This window comes from Pantoea sp. AG702 (assembly GCF_003182295.1).
Taxonomy (GTDB): Bacteria; Pseudomonadota; Gammaproteobacteria; order Enterobacterales; family Enterobacteriaceae; genus Pantoea; species Pantoea ananatis.
Genome location: NZ_QGTU01000002.1, coordinates 111978 through 127937, shown reverse-complemented (window position 1 = coordinate 127937; position 15960 = coordinate 111978). Strand labels below are relative to the sequence as shown.

At 56.8% G+C, this 15960-nt stretch carries 12 protein-coding genes; 3 read left to right on the top strand and 9 right to left on the bottom strand.

What is annotated here, in order from left to right; translation table 11 throughout:
* Nucleotides 1-14 precede the first annotated feature (14 nt).
* The 4 genes from DFO57_RS06945 to DFO57_RS06930 all read right to left on the bottom strand — a co-directional run bounded on the left by DFO57_RS06945 (nt 15) and on the right by DFO57_RS06930 (nt 7585).
* Nucleotides 15-1532: a carbohydrate porin gene (locus tag DFO57_RS06945; protein ID WP_014606901.1), complete on the bottom strand. Its 1518-nt coding sequence runs from the start codon at nt 1530-1532 to the stop codon at nt 15-17.
* A gap of 250 nt (nt 1533-1782) precedes the next feature.
* Nucleotides 1783-3027 carry an MFS transporter gene (locus tag DFO57_RS06940; RefSeq protein ID WP_014606902.1) on the bottom strand — a complete coding sequence of 415 codons (1245 nt, stop codon included), beginning with the start codon at nt 3025-3027 and terminating at the stop codon, nt 1783-1785.
* A 49-nt stretch (nt 3028-3076) separates the two neighbouring features.
* On the bottom strand, nt 3077-6163 hold the full coding sequence (locus tag DFO57_RS06935; RefSeq protein ID WP_110015203.1) for a beta-galactosidase: 3087 nt from the start codon (nt 6161-6163) through the stop codon (nt 3077-3079).
* 504 nt (nt 6164-6667) lie between these two features.
* Nucleotides 6668-7585 carry an aminoimidazole riboside kinase gene (locus DFO57_RS06930; protein WP_110015202.1) on the bottom strand — a complete coding sequence of 306 codons (918 nt, stop codon included), beginning with the start codon at nt 7583-7585 and terminating at the stop codon, nt 6668-6670.
* A gap of 228 nt (nt 7586-7813) precedes the next feature.
* Between DFO57_RS06930 and yghU the strand changes: the two genes are divergently transcribed.
* The gene (gene yghU, locus DFO57_RS06925) at nt 7814-8677 is read left to right on the top strand and encodes a glutathione-dependent disulfide-bond oxidoreductase (RefSeq protein ID WP_013024229.1); all 864 of its coding nucleotides are present in this window, start codon (nt 7814-7816) and stop codon (nt 8675-8677) included.
* Nucleotides 8678-8688: 11 nt separating this feature from the next.
* Nucleotides 8689-8979, top strand: coding sequence for a DUF1330 domain-containing protein (locus DFO57_RS06920; protein ID WP_013024228.1), 291 nt, complete (start codon nt 8689-8691; stop codon nt 8977-8979).
* Nucleotides 8980-9137: 158 nt separating this feature from the next.
* Here the strand turns inward: DFO57_RS06920 and DFO57_RS06915 are convergent, their stop codons facing one another.
* Nucleotides 9138-10574 (bottom strand): methyl-accepting chemotaxis protein, encoded by a 1437-nt coding sequence (locus DFO57_RS06915; protein WP_015701235.1) that lies wholly within the window; start codon nt 10572-10574, stop codon nt 9138-9140.
* 154 nt (nt 10575-10728) lie between these two features.
* Nucleotides 10729-11661: a LysR family transcriptional regulator gene (locus DFO57_RS06910; RefSeq protein WP_013024226.1), complete on the bottom strand. Its 933-nt coding sequence runs from the start codon at nt 11659-11661 to the stop codon at nt 10729-10731.
* Between the two features lie 135 nt (nt 11662-11796).
* Between DFO57_RS06910 and DFO57_RS06905 the strand changes: the two genes are divergently transcribed.
* Nucleotides 11797-12867 (top strand): tartrate dehydrogenase, encoded by a 1071-nt coding sequence (locus DFO57_RS06905; RefSeq protein WP_014606905.1) that lies wholly within the window; start codon nt 11797-11799, stop codon nt 12865-12867.
* Nucleotide 12868: 1 nt separating this feature from the next.
* On the opposite strand, the gene DFO57_RS06900 is transcribed toward DFO57_RS06905, so the two are convergent.
* Genes DFO57_RS06900 through DFO57_RS06890 form a run of 3 tightly spaced genes read right to left on the bottom strand, consistent with a single transcriptional unit; the run spans nt 12869 to nt 15925 of the window.
* Nucleotides 12869-14200, bottom strand: a complete 1332-nt coding sequence (locus tag DFO57_RS06900) for a glycoside hydrolase family 28 protein (protein WP_013024224.1) — start codon at nt 14198-14200, stop codon at nt 12869-12871.
* A 37-nt stretch (nt 14201-14237) separates the two neighbouring features.
* Nucleotides 14238-15053, bottom strand: a complete 816-nt coding sequence (locus DFO57_RS06895; protein WP_014595099.1) for a carbohydrate ABC transporter permease — start codon at nt 15051-15053, stop codon at nt 14238-14240.
* A complete protein-coding gene (locus DFO57_RS06890) occupies nt 15053-15925 on the bottom strand; it encodes a carbohydrate ABC transporter permease (protein WP_013024220.1) in 873 nt (290 codons plus the stop codon). The genes DFO57_RS06895 and DFO57_RS06890 overlap by 1 nt, the downstream gene beginning before the upstream one ends.
* Between the last annotated feature and the right edge of the window lie 35 nt (nt 15926-15960).

Sequence of the window (15960 nt, the reverse complement as noted above, 5' to 3'; positions counted from 1 at the left end):
GCAGGGCCGACTGATCAGAACCAGGTTTCCATTTGTACGCCGAAGTTCCACTCACCGCCCGCTTCAAAGCCGCTGCTGCCAAAGGCATCGCCGCGCGCGTAGTTATCCAGTCGGTGGTCCCAGTCCATCCAGGTGGCAAAAAGGCGAATTTCCGGACGTTTGAGGAATTCACCCACGTTGCTGGCCTTCAGCGTAGGCGCAACGGTCAGTTTGTAGAAATTACCGTTGACCGCACTGCGCTGATTAAAGCCCTCTGGCCGCAGATCCATATACTGATAGGTAGCTTCGTACTGCATTTCAAAGTTCTCGGTCAGCCCCTGAATCAGGCGCATGTTGGCGGTGGCCCACTGATAGCTGTCGCCCTTGACGTAACGATCCTTACTGCTTTGCGCCAGCACCGCCGGGGCGATATGCCAGCCGCCGCCCAGCGGGGTAATCCCGTAGCTGGCCAGCCGCCAGGTATCGGCATCCGGTAACAGTGCCCCGTCTGAACCGATAGCTTTTACCTCTGCACCTAAGCCGTGACCGTACAGCACGGCCGTTTTCGCTGAACCTTCGCGCAGGCCATAGAAGCTGTCGTTATGCAGCCCCACCAGCGCATGTAACCCGGTATTCGCGGCATCGCCCTTCACCTTCAGGCCGTTCACATCCAGCCGGTCGTCGTTATCTTTCGCCCGCATGCCGCTCAGCATCAGCTGGAATGGGCCGTAAAAGTTGTTAGCCGTCAGAATATAGTTCTGTGCGGTGTTGTCGTTGTTCTCGATATCGCCAAAGGTTCGTCCGTAAAGCGACAGGTTGCTGTGGGCCTGATCGCTCCACTTCATGTCGTAAATACCTGCTCCGGTACCGGCGAGAAACACCACATCGGAGTCGATCCAGTGGATATCGAAATTATCCCGGTCAAAGCGTTTACCCGCCCAGACGGTCGTGTCTTTGAACGCGCCGGTAAAGGTTGGGAGCTGGCCCAGCTCGACAAAAGCCTGACGCAGATTGAGGTCGCTGCTGGATGCCGTCCAGTCGTTATAGGTGCGCTGACCGTCGGCCAGCATCGCCTTGAAGCGGGTCGTTGCACCGTTTTCCAGCGTTTGTTTATGTTCCAGATTCAGCTCTACATAGGTATCAGGTTCGTTACCTAAGCGGCCGACGTGCCCGCCGGTTTCCCCGGCAGGCGTCACGGTCGGGCCGCCCTGAGTTTTGGTCGCCGAGCTGTTCATCAGTAGCCCGGAACGGGCATATCCGTGAAATTCGAAGCCGTCTTCACTGCTCGCTTTCTGCTCCAGCTTCGCCGTGCGCTGTTCAACCTGCGTCGCGGTGGCCTGGCTTTTCTGCTGTGCGCGGGCAAGCTGCTGCGCCTGTTTTTCTGCGGCTTCTGCGCGATTCTCTGCCGCATTCGCCCGCTGCTCCGCGGCCTGTAACCGCTGCTCCAGTGCCGCCAGCCGTGCTTCAATACTGCTCATGCTTGGTTCTGCTGCCAGAACCGGCCCCGCGCTCAGTAGCAGCCCAACGGTTACGGCAAGTGCCTTTTTATTCATCGTTTTACATCCCAGAAAAGGTAAGGGTAGTGATGCTGTCTTTTGCTAAACCGTTTTAGTTTTCGGATGATATTCATCGATGTATTTTCAGGCAAAGTAATTTGCTAAACCGATTTTATGAATGTGAGACAGTTCGCAAAACGAAGCGGCGACGAGGCGAAAAGGGGGAATGACGTGATGAAAAAAACGCGGTCGGCAAGCAGACAACCGGATGCGTCATGACGCCTGTCCGGTTGTCTTGAGGAAGGGATCAGGCAGCCTGACGACGTAACAGCGTCAGCGGTCCCGGCCCGCTCAGAGTGAAAACGGAGATCAACGTAAAGGCCATCGCAATAGAGCCTAGCACCAGATAGGCGCCATGGAAGCCAATACTTTCATACATGTTACCCGCCAGAACCGACATGAATATCATCGCTAACTGTTTGAAGAAGCAGAAGCACACCAGATAAATGGTGGCGGAGAAGCGCACTTCAAACTGGCTGGTGATGTATTTAAAGCAGCCGACAATCAGGAAAGGGATTTCAAACATGTGCAGCGTTTTAAGAATCACCACTTCCACTGCCGTGGTGGCAAAGGAGGAACCGATAATACGCACGGACATGATCATGCCTGCCAGCAGCAGAGCGTTCTTGCCGCCAATGCGGTTAACGATCAGCGGAGCAAAAAACATGATGGACGCGTTCAGTAATTCACCCAGGGTGGTCACATAGCCAAATACCCGCGTACCCTGTTCGCCTGTGGCAAAGAATGAGGTAAAGAAGTTAGCAAACTGCTGGTCGAACACGTCATAGGTACAGGACACGCCGACGACATACAGGGATAAAAACCACAGTTTTGGCTGCCTGAACAACTCCAGCGCCAGCTTCAGGCTGAACGCCGAGTGATTCGCTCCCACCGCCTGCGCAACCGTCGCGGATGACGATGTGCTGGTACGGGAGAAGAACAGCAGCAGCGCCAGAATCACGGCACAGCCCGACCCCAGCCAGAACACAAACTGGTTATTGATGGTGAACATGATCCCGACGATGGAGGCGCACAAGGCCCATCCTACACAGCCAAACATGCGCGCCCGGCCAAATTCAAAATTGCTGCGGCGGCTGACTTTCTCAATGTACGCTTCAATCGCGGGTGCCCCGGCGTTGTAGATAAAACCCAGGTAAATACCGCCAACAATCGAGCCCGCCAGAATATTCACCTGTAATAGCGGCCCAAAAACGTAAATAAAGAAAGGTGCGAACATCACCAGCATACCGGTGATAACCCACAGCAGGTGTTTGCGCAGGCCGAGCTTATCGGACAACAGGCCAAACAGCGGCTGAAACAGCAGAGAAAACAACGAAATACTGGCAAAAATAATGCCAGTATCCCCTTTGCTGATATGGTTAATATCATGCAACCAGATGGGGAAGAACGGGAAATAGGCACCCATGATGAAAAAGTAAAAGAAGAAGAAAAAACCAAACAGCCAAAAATTCGTGTTTTTTAAATAGTACATATTGGACGTCCTTACGCGAGAGTCAGGCAGGCGCGAGCCTGCCCGCTCATTATTTTTGTTGCCCCCAGATAAACTGGTAGCTGTAACGTCCTGCACTGAGCAGGAATTCCGGTGATACCGACGGGCTCCAGGAATCGTCTCCGCCGACGCCCATGTGGAAGCCATCAATATTGAGCCACGTGCCCGCCTCAGGCCGTAACAGGTGGCGATGGCAGGTTTCCATCAGCTGTGTCTGGCTGTAGCGACTGATGTTGAACTGGAAATCGCCACGCCACTGGTGCGCACCATAGTTGAGTTCACGCGTGCCGCAGCGCAGGCCGTTTTCAGTGGGGAAAACATACGGAGTGTACATTTCACTCAGCGGTAAATCCCAGCGGTCGAAGCAGGCAGAGGTCAGGCGATCCGGGTAATTTTCATGCGGCCCCAGGCCTAACCAGTTCACTCGCTCGACGATCTGGGTGAGCTGACAGCTCATACCGATGCGTGCCGGATAAGGCGTGCCGCTCGCAATCTCCACGTTGACCGTCACCGCCATCTCGCCAAATCCATCAATACGGTACACTTTACGGCTAATAAACAGCGTTTTGCCTTGGAACTGCCAGGCATGGACGGTGTTGATCACGACGGCGTCGGAGAGCGCTTCGGCGGTGCACTGCAGGGTAGTGACCTCAGACTGATAGTGCCCCGCCGCTTTCCAGCGCTCGACCCAGGCATTAGGGTCGATGCGCGTGACTTCGCTGACGCCGATATCGTTATCCAGCGGCGCACGGGTAAACTGATCGCGCAGCGGCGACAGGAGCTGCGGCTGATCGTCGATCCAGTACTGCGTGAGCACGCCCTGCTGACGGCTGAATGCCCAGCGCTGGTTGTTCACCGCCACGCTGAAGGTGTCTTCGCCGCGGCTGAGCTGTGGCGCACTCGCCGCCTGAGGCGGCAGGGCCACATTCAGGATCGCCTCCAGTGGCCACTGCTGCCAGGCGCTGATATGACCGGCTTCTGACCAGGCCGTCGGCTGAGGCTGTTCCACCCGCACCGTCAGCCAGAGCTGGCCTGAAGATTGAGGCAGCGGCACCTCCGGGAGTGCGATCTGCTGGCGGCCCTGTGGCGCGATATCCAGCGTGACTTCACCGGCGGCCAGCAGGTTGCCATCCTGAGCCACCGACCAGTGCAGGATTTCATTATCACTGTGGCGGAACAGGTATTCGCTGGTCACTTCCAGCGTGCGCTCGCTGCCCGGTAGCAGCCTGAACTGGAAGAACTGCTGCGCATGGCGGGCTTCGTAGAGCGAGGGATGGGGCGTCCGGTCGGCAAAGACCAGCCCGTTCATGCAGAACTGGCGATCATTAGGCGTATCACCAAAGTCGCCACCGTAGGCAGCCCAGGGTTCGCCGTTATCGTCATATTTTATGAGCGACTGATCGACCCAGTCCCAGACAAAACCGCCCTGCAGGCGAGGATACTGACGAAATGCCTGCCAGTATTTTGCGTAGCCACCAAGGCTGTTTCCCATGGCATGAGCATATTCACAGAGAATAAGCGGACGCTGCTCGCCTGGCATAGACAGCCATTTTTTAATGGACCATTTCGGCACGGCCGGGAAAGGTTGATCCTCATCGACCCGCGCATACATCGGACAGATAATATCGGTCGCTGCGGTATTGGCCCCGCCACCTTCGTACTGGACCGGGCGGGAAGGATCTTCACTTTTCAGCCAGCGGTAGAGCGCATCATGGTTAGCACCGTGGCCCGATTCGTTACCCAGTGACCAGATAATAATGCAGGGGTGATTACGATCGCGCTGCACCATGCGCGTGACGCGCTGGCTCATGGCGGGAAGCCAGACGGGATCGTCGCTCAGGCGATTCATCGGCACCATGCCGTGCGTTTCGATGTTGGCTTCATCCACGACGTACAAGCCGTAGTGGTCACACAGGCTATACCACAGGGGATCGTTAGGGTAATGGGAGCAGCGCACCGCGTTGAAGTTATTCTGCTTCATCAGCAAAATATCCTGCACCATAGTGTCACGATCCATCACCTGACCGCGTTCAGGATGATGCTCGTGGCGGTTGGTGCCGCGGATGAGCAGTGGCTGACCGTTGAGCAGCAGCAGGCCATTTTCGATGCTGACGTGCCGGAATCCCACGTCGCAGGCCTCCGCCTCAATCAGCGTACCGTCCGTCCGGTGTAACTGCACAACCGCCCGGTAGAGATGCGGCGTTTCCGCACTCCACAGCGCAGGGTTGGCAACGTTGATGCACAGCGTTGTCCGATCGTTCCACGCGCCGCGCTCGTCAATAATCGCGCTGCCCAAGGGCGACGTCGCTTCTCCGGTTAGCGTGTCACCCGCGAAGAGCTGCACGCTGACCCGTAAATCTTCATCCAGTGCTCCAGCAACCCGCACCTCAGCTTCCAGCCGCGCACGACTGAAATCGTCATTGAAATGCGTACGAATGCGCAGATCGCGAAGATGGCTGGCAGGCTTATGCAGCAGGGAAACATCGCGGAAAATACCACTCATGCGCCACATATCCTGATCTTCCAGATAGCTGCCATCGCTCCAGCGCAACACCATCACCGCCAGGCGATTTTCACCTTCGCGCAGAAATTCGCTCAGATCAAATTCAGACGGCAAGCGGCTGTCCTGCCCGTAGCCCACCCAGCGTCCGTTGCACCAGAGATAGAAGGCTGAATTCACGCCGTCAAAAATAATTCGGGTTTGTCCATGTTGCAGCCAGTCTGCATCCACATTAAATGTGAGCGAATAACATCCCGTAGGATTTTCAGCCGGAACGCGCGGGGGATCAACCGGAATGGGATAGGTAACATTGGTGTAAATCGGAACATCATAGCCCTGCATTTGCCAGACTGACGGCACGGTAATCGTCGCTGCCGCCTGCAAATCCTGGGTGCGCCAGCTATCCGGCACCGCCTCGGGCGCAGGGAAAAAGGCAAACGTCCATTCGCCGCTCAGGCTTTTTCGCTGCGCCGATGGCGCGTTGTTATGGGCCGCCTCAGCGCTGCGCCAGCTGTAAAACGGCGGATGGGCTTCCAGCCGGTTATGTTCGCTGACGCCGGGGTTTTCCCAGTCGCGCCGGGCGAGTACGGCCGCTAATGAATCTCTGTCCAGGGTCATGGCAGTCTCCTGCATAAAATTGTTATCCGCTCACATTAAGATGACATTACGAGGCCGGAATGGGGATGTAAAGCAACGAAGGGCGAATGAGTGAACTGCCTCACAGCAAAGCGGGATCGGCAGTGAGATTTATGAGCGGGGTCGCTGTCTTGCCGGCCCCGGTCAGGATGCGCGAACGGGGAGCGCTGACAACGGGCGGATGGCCGCGGGAACAGATCAATGCGCGAAAAGGCTCGGCATGATGGGGCAACAGTAAAACCTGCGTTGCGGTGACAGACAAAGCCCGACCACGCTTTATGCCGGCAGGCGGTTCACCCTGAGCGGCCGGGTCATCAGCGTGGACAGGGGCTGATCGCTCTGCCCGACCTGAGGTAACGGGCGCTGTCCCCTTTAGTGATGACAGGCCCGCTGGATGAGCGGCCGACCCCGTTCGGGGCTGCACCCGCTGACTGACCGGACACAGGCGAGGGTTGCCGGTCAGTGCATCGTGGCGTTATCGGGATATCATCCTTCAATTTGGTGACGATAAGGCAACGCGGTCATCGCCCCTTTTGCCGTCGTCGCCAGCGCCCCACACTGCTGTGCGCTGCTGAGTCGTGCCGCCAGCTCGGCCTCAGTAGCGGGCATCCCCTTTTCCGCCAGCCCCCATAGCAGCCCGGCGACAAACGCATCCCCTGCGCCGGTGGTGTCCACGCTCACCACAGGCAGCGTGGGATAGTGATAATGTTTACCCTGATGCCAGACTTTCACTCCGGCCTTGCCCTGGGTGACCATCAGCAGGCTAATCGCAAAGCGTTCCGCCAGCGCCTGCATGCTGTCAGCGTGTTGCGCAGCCGGCGTCAGAAAAGCCAGCTCTTCCTCAGACAGCTTGACCACATCGGCCAGCTGTAACGCCCGGTTCACACAGTCCCGCAGTTGGGCATCGTCGTGCCACAGATCGTGACGAATATTGGGATCAAAGCTCACAAAGCCACCGGCATCGCTGATCTGCTGCATGGCAGAAAAGGTGGTGGAGCGCGAAGGTTCTGCCGCCAGGGCAATTGAGCAGCAGTGAAGCCATTCACCTTGCTCAAACCTGGGGAGATCGCCTTGTTCCAGAAACAGATCTGCACTGGGGCGCACCATAAAGGTAAAAGTCCGCTCACCTTCCTGATCCAGCGCCACCACCACCGTTGAGGTGCGCTGGGCGCTGTCCAGCGTCATATAGCGGGTATCAACCTGTTCAGTCGCCAGCGTGTGCTGCATAAAGTGACCAAAAGGATCGTCCCCAACCCGGCCAATAAACCCGCTGCGGCCCTGTAAGCGGGCAATGCCCACCGCCACATTGGCGGGCGCCCCGCCTGCACACTGTATTAAATGCCCCGGCCCGTCCGGAAGCAGGTCCACCACGGCATCACCCAGACACCAGACTCGTGCTGACATACCTCTCTCCTACGCAGATAAAGCTAAATTTTACTAAACCGTTTTAGCTTAGCATTGCTCAGGCGTCATAAATGTGATTTGTGTGGGGAAAATCTCTTCGCACTGGCGGTAAAGCTGTCTTGAGCGCTGTAGTAAAGCGATACAAAGTCACCGCCACCAGGGTTAAACCAGCGCGCTGGCAACTGCTACACTCGTGAAAACTCCAAACACAAAAAGGCGAACCTCATCATGTCTGAACAACACTATCAGCCCGCTAAAGTCTGGAAGTGGGACCCGGAAGCGAAAGGTAATGGTGCCAAAACTAACCGCCCTACCGCTGGCCCAACCCATGAAAAAGCCCTGCCGGTTGGTAAGCATCCGCTGCAGCTTTACTCTCTGGGCACGCCTAACGGCCAGAAAGTCACTATTCTGCTGGAAGAGTTGCTGGCGCTGAACGTGAACGATGCAGAGTACGATGCCTGGTTAATCAATATTGGTGAAGGCGATCAGTTCAGCAGCGGTTTTGTTGAGATCAACCCCAACTCCAAAATCCCGGCACTGTGCGATCATTCAGCCACACCACCGATTCGCGTATTTGAATCCGGTAACATCCTGCTCTATCTGGCGGAAAAATACGGTTATTTCCTGCCGAAAGATCCGGCCAAACGCACCGAAACGCTGAACTGGCTGTTCTGGCTGCAAGGCTCTGCCCCTTACCTTGGCGGCGGCTTTGGTCACTTCTATCATTACGCGCCAGAAAAGATTGAATACGCCATCAACCGCTTCTCACTGGAAGCCAAACGTCAGTTTGACGTGCTGGACCGTCAGCTTGCCGATAACCGTTATCTGGCGGGTGACGATTACACCATCGCCGATATCGCCACCTGGCCGTGGTACGGCAGCATGGTGCTGTATAACCAGTACAATGCGGCAGAATTCCTCGATCTTCAGTCCTACAAAAATGTGGTGCGCTGGGCCGAAGAGATCGCCCTGCGTCCGGCCGTTATGCGCGGCCGCAAGGTAAACCGTGTGATGGGCGAACCCGCCGATCAGCTGCGCGAGCGCCATGACGCATCGGATTTTGATACGCAAACCCAAGACAAGCAAGCCTGAGGAGAAAAACGTTGAGCGCTTACGTCGTATTTATTCGTGACAACACCCTGGATCAGGATGAAATGGTGACTTACGCCGATAAAGCCGGCAAAGCCCATGGCAACCATCCCATCAAGCCATTAGCCTTTTACGGCGATCTGGAAACCCTGGAAGGCCCCGAGGCGGAAGGTGTGGTGATTATTGAATTTCCGAGCACCGACGCCGCCCATGCCTGGTATGACAGCCCGGAATATCAGGAGGCGAAACAGCACCGCCTGAAGGGCGCGACTTATCGCGTACTGTTGGTAAAAGGCGTCGATTAATCGCTTTGCGGGCATGCCCGCCATTGCCCCGCAGTCCATCTGGCCTGCGGGGCACTCGCGCCCATCGACGCGGCTGATACGGCATGCTCGCGACCCGGGCAATAACGCCCGTGTTTTCTCCGCCAGAACCGCCTCATGATGGCTTCTGCCTGCTTCGCCTAGCTAAAACGAAACAGTGAGATGGCCTGTTGTAACGTGCTGGCCTGCTGACGCTGGTGCTGCGCCACCTGTAGCGTTTCGGTCACGTGTTTGACGTTATGATTCACGCTGTCATCAATACTGTTAATGCTGTGCTGAATCTGTTCGATGCTCTGATTTTGCTGCACGCTCATCTCCGACAGCTCGTTCACCAGCTGTGAAAGGCTGTCGATACTGACGTGAATCGCCTGCATGGTCTGGGCGGCCTGATCAACCTGCGCGGTGCCCTGCTCGGCGCTGGAACTGGACACATCCATGAGCTGGCGAATCTCACGGGCGGCATTTTCACACCGCAATGCCAGGCTGCGCACTTCGTTGGCCACCACGGCAAAACCCCGGCCTTCCTGACCCGCGCGGGCGGCTTCTACTGAGGCATTCAGGGACAAAATCGTCGTCTGGAACGCAATGCCGTCAATCAGTTCAAGAATGGTTTTAACCCGGCCAGACTCCACGTTAATCTGCGCCATGGAGGCCATCGCCCGCTGAATATTCTGTTGACCTTTATTCGCTACCTGGCGGGTTTCATGAGCCAGATCGCAGGCCGTTTGCGCCTTATCCTTCGCCTGACTGGCGGCAACGCTGATTTGTGACATCGCGGTGGTCGCCACCTCCAGCGCCTGAGCCTGTTCATCGGTGCGCTGCGACAGGGCGGCGTTACGCGACAGCATGCTGTCGGCCTCCTGCAGCAGTTCAGCGACGCCGTGGCTGACCTGGTTCAACGTACCGCGCATCGTGCTCAGCGTCTGGCTAAAGGTTTTGGCGAATGGCGTTTCACTCTGTTGATTTTCCACCGACAGCGTCAGGCAACCTGGTTCACGGTTGATGCGGGCAGCCAGTTGCGCGACCTCACTTGAAGCGCGGAGATCGGCGGCCATCTGCCGGGCGATAAGCACCAGCATCGCGGTCTGTACCACCACAAACAGCGCGTGGAAAAGCACCATATCCAGACCGGGATGGTGAAAGACCACGATGCCAAACAGATCGTGTTCCTGCAGATAGTTAAACAGGAGATGATGAACGGCGCCTGTCGCGGCGGCCACCAGCAAGGGTCGGCTGTCGCGATAGACCAGCAATACCGACAGCAAGACAAACACCGAAAAGTGGAACTCGGTTTCGCCCTGGCCCAGTTGAATCAGCAAACCCGCAAAGCCGATGAGCGTGAAGGCCAACCATAAGCGCGAAAATAGCGTGCCGTTTGCCAGCCATCCCACCAGCGTGGCGACCAGTGCCAGCCCGGTGCCGACCGTTATCGCCAGCCAGGTTGACTGGTACAGGCTTCCGACGATGGCTGAAATCACCACCATGATCCAACACAGCATGACAACCAGCCTGTCTGCCTGTTTTGCAATACGTTGAGGGGAAACGCCATCCCCGGAGCGTGTTAAATCTGTATTCATCGCCAGGCATCCACCAGAGGTTAAACCGCGCCTCAGACCAGAGGCGTGCTCACAGTCGATCTACGCAACGGGCGCAGACACATAAGATCGGTATCGACGCTGCCGGAAAATACTTTAATAGTGATAATGATTTACAGAAAAGTTGCGTGGGACATCACAGATGAGTTAACGCGCTATCGCTTTGAAGCCTTTCCTGTAGAAAGGTCACAAACGCCATGAGGCGCGAGGGCTGCTGTCGCTGCGCCTGCCAGACTGCGAAGATATCGCCGTCCGGTGACCGCCATTCGGGCAACACATGCCGCAGCTCCCCGGCTGCAATGCTGTGTTTTGCATCCCACCAGGAGCGCAGCAGGATGCCATGACCATCCAGCGCCATGCGCATCGCCACCTCGCCATCGTTCGTGACCAGGTTCCCGCGGACTTTCTGACTCAGGCTCTCCGCATCGCCGACAAAACGCCACAGGGCGAAATCGCTGTCATGCTGCCTCAGTAAAATGCAGTTATGCTGCGCCAGCGCCCGGATGCTGTCCGGCAACCCGTGTTTGGCGGCGTAGGCGGGCGAGCAGCAAAGTACACGCGGGTTGTGCACCAGTTTCCGGGCGACCAGCCGTGAGTCTGGCGGTTCGCCGACGCGAATGTCGATGTCCACATGGGCATCAAGAAAATTCAGCGGCTGACTGCTGAGCTGCAGGGAAAGCGCCAGATGAGGATGCAGGGCAGCAAAGGCAGACACGCAGGGCGCGATATGGCGGCGGCCAAAACCAAACGAGGCATTAATATTCAGCGTGCCGCGCAGCTCGGCCGTTTCCCCGCTCACCGCGTCTTCCAGCGCCACCAACTGCTCCAGCAACGGGCGAGCCCCTTCCAGGTATCGACGACCTTCGGGCGTCAGTTCCAGCTTGCGCGTGGTGCGGCGCAGCAACTGAACCCCCAGCCGCTGCTCCAGCAGGCTCAGGCGTTTGCTGACGGCCGCCAGAGAAAGCCCCAGCGCCCGCGCGGCCGCCGTCAGGCTGCCCAATGACGCCACGCGCAGGAAAAACGCCAGATCGTCACTTGACGTCCGAGATTCTCTACTTTGATTCAACATGGGATTAACTTTAAGGCCAATTGTTTACCTCAGGTGGAGAGTTATACTGCGCTAACGCCCGGTGATAAATCAAGCTGCATCAAGACAGCATACGGAAACCTGACCGACTCACCCTACCAACCTCAGAGGTGCCCAGTGACAGAGAAGATCCATCGTATTGCCGTGATTCCCGGCGACGGCATTGGCAAAGAAGTGATGCCAGAAGGCGTGCGCGTGATGAACGTGGCGGCAGAGAAGTTCAACATTCCACTGCGCTGGGAGTGGTTCGATTATGCCAGCGCAGAATACTGGCAACAGCATGGCAAAATGCTGCCGGACGACTGGTTTGCTGAGCTGAAAACGTTCGATGCGATTTATTTTGGCGCGGTTGGCTGGCCTGATGTGGTGCCGGATCATGTTTCGCTTTGGGGATCGCTGTTGCAGTTTCGCCGTGAGTTTGATCAGTACGTGAACCTGCGTCCGGTACGCCTGATGCCCGGCGTGAAAGCACCGTTAGCCAACCGTAAGCCGGGCGATATCGATTTCTACGTGGTGCGGGAAAACACCGAAGGCGAGTATTCCAGCGTGGGCGGCACCATGTTCCCCGGCACCGAGCGGGAAGTGGTCATTCAGGAAACGGTCATGACCCGCGTGGGCGTCGATCGCATTCTGAAGTTTGCCTTCGAACTGGCCCAGCGTCGGCCCAAAAAACACCTGACCTCTGCCACTAAATCGAACGGTATCGCGATTACCATGCCCTACTGGGATAACCGCGTTCAGGCGATGGGTGAGCACTATCCCGAGATCAAGGTGGATAAATATCATATTGATATTCTTACCGCCAATTTTGTGTTGCATCCCGACTGGTTTGATGTGGTGGTTGCCAGCAATTTGTTTGGCGATATCCTGTCGGATCTCGGCCCTGCCTGCACCGGCACCATTGGCATCGCGCCGTCTGCCAATATCAATCCGGAAGGCAAATTCCCCAGCTTGTTTGAACCGGTGCACGGCTCGGCGCCCGATATCGCCGGTAAAAATATCGCCAACCCGATCGGCCAGATTTGGTGTGGTGCCATGATGCTGGAGCATCTCGGCTACAAGGAAGCCGGTGATGCCGTGCTGAACGCCATTGAGCGTACCCTGGCCGCCGGTGAACATTTAACCCGCGACCTGGGCGGCAGCGCGGATACGCAGCAGTTGGGTGCCGCTATCGCGGCGGCGCTGTAACTTAGTCTGCCAGCAGTACAACGCTGTCCGGATGCCAGCCTGACGGCAGCGGCTCAGGCCGCTGAATCGTCAGGTTGTTCAATTGCAGGTTCTCAACGCCGCGCGCAAACAGTCCCGGCAGCCCACCGGGATAGCGCTCAACGCCGTAAGCCTCGCCAGTGGTTTTATCCAGCCGGTAAGCATTATCCAGCCCCATCCCGGTGGGGGAATCGGGATTACAGGGCGGCCGCACATCGTACTGTCCCTGCACGCCCTGCGCGACAGTTTGCCGCAGATGGAGTTGATTGAGTGAAATATCACGGATCCAGCCTGGCTGGGCAGCATGCAGGTTGATCGCGCCCTCTGCCACACCGCTGAGCTGACTGAACTGGACTTGCTCCACGATCCCCGGCAGCACCGCCGGATCACGGGTCCGTACGGAGATAAAAATGGGATCGGCTTTGCCCCAGTGGCAGGCGGCAACATGATGGCAGCTAAAGGCGATCGTGCTGAAGAGGACGCGCCGTATCGCCCCACCATCCCGTGACACAATGCCGATGCCGCGGTTGGAATCAAACAGGGTGCAGCCTGAAACGGTAATGTCTTCAATATCGTCCCAGGTTTCAGTGCCGATCTTCAAGGCGCAGCTGTCGCTGCGCAGCAGGCAGTTGCTCACCGCGATTCGTCGCGCCGGACGACGCAGGCCAGCGGGCTTGAAGGTGGTTTTGATGCAAATCGCATCATCTGCCGCGCTGAAATAGCTGTTGCTGATAAAAACCGCCTCGCAGCTGTCAATGTCCAGAGCGTCGGTGTTGGGCAGCGTCATGGCGTTATCAATGGTCAGACGTTCGATATGCACATGGCGGCAGCTGACAAGGTGCACCGTCCACATCGGTGCGCGGATCAGGCTGATGTCCTGCAACCTGACCTGCTCGCAATCCTCAAACACGATCATGCGTGGCCTGTCTGCTTTTGGGACCCGGTAGCCCTGTTCGTCAGGCTCCGCCGCAAACCACGCTTCGGCGTCTCCCTCAATATGGCCCTGACCAGTAATTGTCAGGTTACGCTGCCCCAGCGCATACAGCAGGACGTTATGCGATTTCTCGGCACAGCTCAGCGCTTTCCACTGTTGGTAGTCCGCCAGATGTCGGCTGGCAACCAGCACTGCGCCGGCTTCAAGGTGCAGCTCAAAATCGGAAGGAAGGTTCAGGCAGCCGCTGCGATAACGCCCCGGCGGCAGCGTAAGTCGCCCACCGCCCGCCGCCGCAATCTGGTCAATCGCCTGTTGCAGGATGCGTGTATCAGGGGTTTCGCCGTCTGCGACGGGATGAAAATCGCCAAGGGAAAGATGCATCGTCCGGCCTTAGTGAATGAGAGATGAACCGGTGCGCTTACTTCACCGCACCTTCCGTTACGCCGCTGATAAACTTGCGCTGGAAAAACAGGAAAACCACGATAAGCGGCATGATAACGATCATCGCGCCAGCCATCAGCACCGGGATATCAATGGTGTTCTTATTCTGGAAAAACATCATGCCAATGGGCAAGGTTCGCAGCTCATCTTTGTTGACCAAAATCAACGGAATAAGGAATTCGTTCCACGTCCAGATAAACAACAGCAGGGCCAGCGTGGAGATCGTGGGCCAGATGGCCGGAACTAAAATCCCCCACAGGATTTTAATGCGAGGCGCGCCATCCATCACCGCCGCCTCGACTAACTCTTTAGGCACCTGCTGGAAAGCGCTGGCAATCATCAGGGTAGTAAACGGCAGCGACAGCGCAACCTGCGGCAGAATCAGGGCCAGATAGGTGTTGGTCAGCCCCATCCAGTGCAGTTCATGATAGAGCGGAATAATAAAGGCTTCACTCGGCAGCACCATGCCCAGCGCCAGCATGGCCGCCACCACTTTCTTGCCCGGAATTTTCAGTAAGGCAAAGCCAAATCCGGCCAGAATACCCAGTAAAATACTGCTCAGCACCACCGGAAACACCACCAGCACCGAGTTCATAAAGTAAACGTTAAAGTGTCCCTGCTGCCAGGCGGTGATGTAGTTTTTGACATTCAGTGAGGCGGGTAAATGAAACACGCCCTGAAACAGCTCCATCTGCGTTTTAAACGAGGTCATCAACGCCATTAAAAACGGCATGATGGTCATCAGCGCCACAATCCAGATCAGCGCACGAGAAATGATCGGTGTGCTTTTCATCAGTAACGTTCCTTCAATGCCAGATGGATCAGATAGTTAAGTCCTAACACAATGACCATACTGAATACGGCAACCGATGAGGCATAGCCGAAGTAATGCAGATCAAAGCCCTGCTTGTACATAAAGATATTGGTCACCATGGTGGAGGTGCCAGGGCCGCCCTGCGTCATTACGTACACCAGATCGAACGCCTTCAGACTGGCGATGACCGTCAGCAACAGCGCGATGCGCAGCTCCGGACGCAGTCCCGGCAGCGTAATGCGCATAAACTTCTGGCGGCGCGAGGAGCCATCCAGGTCCGCCGCTTCAAGCAGGGACGGATCCATTCGCTGCAGTCCCGCCATAAACAGCACCAGACAGAAACCAAAAAAGTACCAGGTGGCGACCATGCCGACGGCCGGCAGTGCCCAGGTAAAATCCCCGAGCCAGGACATCGCCAACTGCGGCAATCCGATGGCACGCAGGACCTGATCGATGGGGCCAAAGGCCGGGTTGTACAGCCAGCGCCACACTACGCCGAGAACCGCCATCGGCATGATATAAGGTAGAAAGAACAGGATGCGCAGTACGCTGCGCTCGGTGTTGTTTCGGGTTTCATACAGAAAGCTGCACAGCAGCAGCCCCACGCCAATCGGCAGGAGAGTATAAAACAGCATCAGAATGGCGTTATTGCCAAGGGCAATCCAGAAGACCGGATCGCTGAACATACGCAGGTAGTTACTGATGCCCGCGAAAACTGGCCGCGAGGTGCCATCCCACTCGGTAAAGCTGATTCCCAACGACGCGAGCAGCGGTAACAGCAGAAACAGGCCATAAACCAGGACTGCGGGAAGAAGATAGAGAAAATTACGCCAACTGCTTTGATTCAACATAACCGTACTCGTCGTAGTCAGAGCGACATTCAGGC